The following is a 3,125-nucleotide window of genomic DNA, read 5'->3' on the forward strand; positions in this document are numbered from 1 at the left end:
GCAGTCGAGCAGTACGACAACGCGGGCCAGGTGTGTCTCGCCGGGACGAGGCTTCTCGTCCAGGAGCCGGCGTACGACGCGTTTCTGGAGCGCTTCCTGGAAAAGGCCCGCCTTTTGGTTCAGGGCGACCCGCGTGATGAGAAGACTGATATCGGACCGCAAATTTCCCGCGAGCATCTCGAGCGCATCGATGGGTTCGTGCGTCGCGCCAAGGACGCGGGAGCGGAGTGTGTGCTGGGCGGCGGCCCGAACGAGCAGCTCGGCGGCCTCTATTACCGGCCCACTCTCTTCGTAAGAGTGCCGGATGGAGCCGAGGTCCTGAGTCGTGAGGTTTTCGGTCCCGTCCTCACCTTGCAGTCGTTTCGCCACGAGGACGAAGCAATCGAAAGGGCGAACGACACCGAGTACGGCCTCGCCGCCGTCGTCTTTACCGGCGATCGCGAGCGGGCGAAGCGCGTGGCTCGAGGGCTCGTTTGCGGAACGGTTTGGGTGAACTGCTTCTTCGTACGCGATCTCAGGGCTCCTTTCGGGGGTGCGAAGGCGTCGGGCATCGGGCGCGAGGGTGGCGACTGGAGCTTCGATTTCTTCTGCGACGTCAAGAACACCGTGACGTCACCCCATCACTGGAGAAATCCGTGAGCGGCGAGTATCAGCGGATTCGGCTGTTATGGCCCGATCACCTGGGCCTCGCACGGGGGAAATACCTTACAGCACGAGCGACGACCTCGACCGGCCACTGCATCTCTCTCTTCGCGCTCGGATTCGATCGCAACATGACGCCCCACGACGGTGCTTTCTATTATCAGGGTACGCCCGACCTCGAGGCTCGGTTTCGCCCGGAGGACGTGAGACCCGGCTGGGAGAAGGACACGGCGGTCGCCATTCCCGACGTGTTCAAAGATGGCGCGGCGGTCGAAATGGCGCCCCGCCACGTGCTCCGAAAGGCCGTGGCCGACTGGAACGCGCTTGGCTTCACCGTCCGAGTCGGTCTCGAGCTCGAGGCCTATCTGATGGAACGAGGTCCCGACGGCGCCTGGCGCCCGATCGACACACCCGGAGGCTACGTTTACGGAACCGGTACCGCCGTCGATCCCGGGGGTATCATCGATGACCTCATGGCGGTGTGCCGTGAGGTTGGCATCGGGCTCGAGTCGGTACACAGTGAGTACGACAACAGCCAGTTCGAGCTCACTCTGGAGTATTCCGATCCGCTCTCCGCGTGCGACGACGCGTTTCTCTTCAAAGTTCTCGCTCGCGAAGTGGCGGCCCGCCGGGGGTATCATTTGACGTTCATGGGGAAACCCATCTCCGATCGCGGTGGGAGCGGGACGCACGTCAATCTGAGCATCTGGAAAAACGACGAGAATGTTTTCGTCGATCCCGAAGCGGCCGACGGGCTGTCTTCGCTCGCAAGAAACGCGATCGGCGGGCTCATCGAGCACCATCGCGGCATCGCCGCCGTTTGCGCTCCCACGGTGAATGCCTACAAGCGGCTCCGGCCGGGGCAGATGGTGGGAGTCTGGGCCAATTGGGGATACGACCATCGGGGCGTCGCCATCCGTATCCCTCCCGCGCGCGGCGCGGCGACGCGGCTCGAGCATCGACTTTCGGATGGCGGCGTGGGTCCGCACATTGCCGCCGCCGCCGTGCTCCAGGCGGCTCGGCTGGGCGTCGTGAACGCCATCGAGCCGCCGCCGTCCGAGACGGGGGACTGCTGGGAGAACGTCGACACCGACCGCCGGGCGGCAGCAAGCCTTTCGCAAGCGCTCGATGACCTCGAGAGCGATGCCTCCATCGTCGAGGCGTTGGGAAAGGCGTTCGTGGACGCTTTTCTCGTCGTCAAGCGGGCGGAGTGGGAGCGTTACGCCCGTCACACGACCGATTGGGAGCTCGACGAGTACCTTCACTTTCTATGAGCCTTGGATTGAGCCTCGCTCTCGAAGAGCTCGAGCGGGATCCCGAGCCCGTTCTGGCTCGACTTCGAGCCGAAGAGCCGGTGTGTTTCGCTCCGCGTCTCGGGCTCTGGCTCGTGACGCGCTGGGACGACGTCTCGTACATGGATCTCCACCCCGAGCAGTTCTCGGCAGTGACCGAACCCTCGTTTCTAAGGCGGGCACTCGGCGTCAACATGCTGACGCTCGATGCACCCGAGGCCGTGCGTCTAAAGAAGGCCATGATGCCACCGTTTCAACGAAGCGGGGCAAGCGGCTCATTCGCCGAGGAGGTCCTTCCTGCGATGTGCGATGCCCTCATCGACGGTTTTCTTCGAGAGGGCGAGACGGACGTCATGTACCCCTATGCCGCGGCGGTGAGCGCCGGGTCGCTCAAGACGGTTCTCGGGCTCGACGACAGCACGTGGGAGCAAGTCTGGATCTGGTGCCAGGGGCTTTGCGCCGACATCGCGAACTTCGAGAACGATCCGGAAAAAACGGCGCTGGGTGCGAAGGCCAAAGACCAGCTGCAAGACGCCATCGACCGTCGGATCGACGAGCTTCGCGGTAAAGTCAGCCGGTGCGCCATCGCTCACATGCTCGGAGAGGCCGTGAGCCGCGAGGAGATCATCAATAATGTGCGTCTCATGGTAAGCGGGGGAATCAACGAGCCCCGTGACGGCATCGGTCTCTGCGTCTGGGTGCTTCTCGACGACGAGACGTTGCGCGAGGAGGTGGTGGCGCGGCCCGCGCTCTGGAGGAGGTTGGTCGACGAGGTGATGCGCCGGTTCACGCCCGTTGGCACCATCACCCGTCAGACGACCTGCGACGTCGTGCTGTCGGGGACGAAGATTCCCAGGGGCGCGCTCGTGGCCGGCGTGCTGCGCTCGGCCAATCTCGACGAACGGCGGTGGAAACACCCGCTTCGGATCGACCTTCGACGCGCCGAGGGTGGGCACGCCGCCTTCGCGCTCGGCCAGCACCGGTGCCTCGGCGAGTGGCTCGGCCGTCAGGAGGTAGCGGTGGGAACCGAGCGTCTTTTCGCCCGGCTCCCGAACCTGCGACTTCACCCCGATGAGCGCGTCGAGCTTCACGGCTTCGAGTTCCGCGGTCCCAAGTCGCTCCGGGTGGTATGGGATGTCTGATTGGCAGGGTTTCGTTTCCTTGGTGCCGCCGCCTCCCTGGTACTACTCC

3 protein-coding genes are annotated in these 3,125 nt (G+C 64.4%); all 3 read left to right on the forward strand.

Annotated features, from left to right (window positions below; all coding sequences use genetic code 11):
• On the forward strand, nt 1-639 hold a 639-nt coding region (locus VEK15_25820; protein HXV64144.1), incomplete at its 5' end, for an aldehyde dehydrogenase family protein.
• The gene (locus VEK15_25825) at nt 636-1,916 is read left to right on the forward strand and encodes a glutamine synthetase family protein (GenBank protein HXV64145.1); all 1,281 of its coding nucleotides are present in this window, start codon (nt 636-638) and stop codon (nt 1,914-1,916) included. The genes VEK15_25820 and VEK15_25825, both read left to right, overlap by 4 nt.
• An 8-nt stretch (nt 1,917-1,924) precedes the next feature.
• Entirely contained in the window at nt 1,925-3,076 is a 1,152-nt protein-coding gene (locus VEK15_25830) for a cytochrome P450 (protein ID HXV64146.1), read from the forward strand.
• The last annotated feature ends 49 nt before the right edge of the window (nt 3,077-3,125 follow it).

It is taken from the genome of Vicinamibacteria bacterium (assembly GCA_035620555.1).
In the GTDB taxonomy this organism is placed as follows: Bacteria; Acidobacteriota; Vicinamibacteria; order Marinacidobacterales; family SMYC01; genus DASPGQ01.